Origin of the sequence: Aliiruegeria lutimaris (assembly GCF_900099935.1) — a bacterium.
GTDB lineage: Bacteria > Pseudomonadota > Alphaproteobacteria > Rhodobacterales > Rhodobacteraceae > Tropicimonas > Tropicimonas lutimaris.
Map to the genome: position 1 here is coordinate 1 of NZ_FNEK01000170.1, position 2,266 is coordinate 2,266.

Genomic DNA, 2,266 nt, shown 5'->3' on the forward strand with positions numbered 1-2,266 from the left:
CGCCACACTAACAGGCCGGACACACGACTGTACTGACAGACCATCGCGACCACAGAAATCTCTTGCAATGCAGGAGCCATCCACACACGCCGTTTGTGGTTAACGCAGAGAACGGCAGTAACGAGCCCACTTTTACCAATGCTGCAGCATGCTCGAATGTCTTGTTCCGATTGACGAAGACACAGATCCGCTCAGATCCGTCGAGCGCGCTTCTGGTAGAGTGGTTGAGGGAAAGAACGCTGATCCCGACCTCGCAGAACTGATCGCGATCAAAGCCCCTTTCGCGGCCACGTGTTATCCACACCACACCAAGACAGCATTTCTCTGACCACACGCGATGCGAAGGAAATCCGACATGACTGACGCTGACAGGAACGGCTGGGATGCCATCGTCATCGGCTCCGGCATCGGGGGCATGGCCGCAGCGGCCGCGCTGTCGAAGAACGAGTACAGGGTGCTTCTGCTGGAGCAATACCAGACGCTCGGCGGCCTGAGCCACAGCTTCACGATCGAGGGTTTCCAGTGGGATGCGGGCATCCACTACCTCAATCATGTTGCCCCAGAAGACCGCGAGCGCCGCATACTGGACTGGCTGTCGGACACGCCGATCGAACTGGCCTCGATGGGCGCGATATTTGACAATCTCCATATCGGTGACACCCCGCCGCTGGCCCTGTCCCGCCCATACGAGGCGCAGGCGCGCGATCTCAAGGACAGGTTCCCGGAAGAAGCGGAGGCCATCGACGAATGGATCGCCGCGCTGAAGGAGGGCCGGGACGCGGTCCACAAGCTCACCATGACCCGCGCAATGCCCGAGATCATGGGCGCAGCGCTGAAATGGTGGCACGGCCACGCCATCGACCGCTGGTGCAAGCGGACGACACAGGAGGTGATTGATGAGATCACCGACAATCCCGATCTTGCGGCGGCCTTCGCCGCGCAATGGTTCGACCATGGCGGCAGGCCCAGCAAGGCAAGCTTCGCGATGCATGCGCTCATTACCGGGGGCTACCTGCAAAGCGGCGCCTGGTATCCTAAGGGCGGGGGCGCAGCCTTTGCCGATCATATCCTGCCGACGATCTGGAAGGCGGGGGGCGAAGCGCGGGCGGACACCAAGGTAGTGACGCTTATGATCGAGGACGGCCGTGTCGTCGGCGTGCGGACGGCGCAGGGGGAAGACATACGCGCGGATACGGTGATCTCGGATATCGGCGCACGCGAGACTGTGAACCATCTTCTGCCACAGGGTTGCGGGCATCAGGACTGGATCGACGAGATCAACGCCCTGCCGCACTCGGTTGCTCATTTCAGCCTGTTCGTGGGCTTCGAGGGCGATATCGAGCGCGCCGGGGCGACTCGGTCGAACCACTGGATCTACCCGGGCGGAAAGGTCGATGTCGTCTGGACCGACGCACCCGACACTCCACCACCTGGCATGTTCGTGTCCTTCGCCTCGCTGAAGGACCCCGGTCATGACCCCGGACCGTCGCAGAAATACGCAGGCGAAATCGTCGCCTGGGCCGACTGGTCGGTGGTGGAGATATGGGCCGATAGGGAGCCGGGCGCACGCGGCGATGACTACCGGTCGTTCAAGGCCCGGGTCGAAGAGGTGATGTTTGCGCAGTTTGAAGCCTGCTTCCCGGAATTGGCCAAGCTCGTCGTGTTCCGCAATCTGTCTACGCCGCTTACGACCCACGCGATCACCGGGCATCACAAGGGCGCATTTTACGGGATCGACACGACCCCTGAACGATTGATGAGCGAAGCGCTGCAAACCCGGACGCCGGTCCCAGGACTGTTCCTTGCCGGTCAGGATGTCCTTACTCCCGGTATTCCCGGGGCGCTTTGGGGCGGCGTGCTGGCCGCTGCTACCGTCGATCCGAGCTTGTTTCGGCAACTTCCCGGCTAGAAGGCATTTGGGCACAAGTTCCTGCTATCCAACCCTCGCAACAGTTGACCTTCAAGCAACAAACCCAAATGCCCGCTCCGTCCGCTGAGTCGCCCTTGATGTGTGGCGCGGCGAACGTCCGCTCCTTGATTGCCATGCTGGATACCAGACGACCGCGATGGGGATTTCTGCACTGCCGAGAATGACCGCTCGGTCGGCAAACTTGCCCTTCGGGCATCAGCGGTAGCGCCGGTGCGCCTTCGACGAGGCCGACGGCAGCGAACTGCGCATTGCGGATGAGGTGGATGGCTCCTGCTCCACCGGCATCGAACGTGCCAAAGTGCAGTTGTCATCGACTGCGAGGAAAGGAGCCATCCA

At 61.7% G+C, this 2,266-nt stretch carries 1 protein-coding gene; it reads left to right on the plus strand.

Annotated features, from left to right (window positions below):
• The first annotated feature begins 355 nt into the window (after positions 1-355).
• Positions 356-1,909, plus strand: coding sequence for a phytoene desaturase family protein (locus BLR85_RS28165; RefSeq protein ID WP_093165192.1), 1,554 nt, complete (start codon positions 356-358; stop codon positions 1,907-1,909).
• The last annotated feature ends 357 nt before the right edge of the window (positions 1,910-2,266 follow it).

Bases quoted from the DNA above. Each gene is read 5' to 3' on its own strand.
- BLR85_RS28165 (WP_093165192.1), top strand. From the start codon at position 356: ATGACTGACGCTGACAGGAACGGCTGGGATGCCATCGTCATCGGCTCC.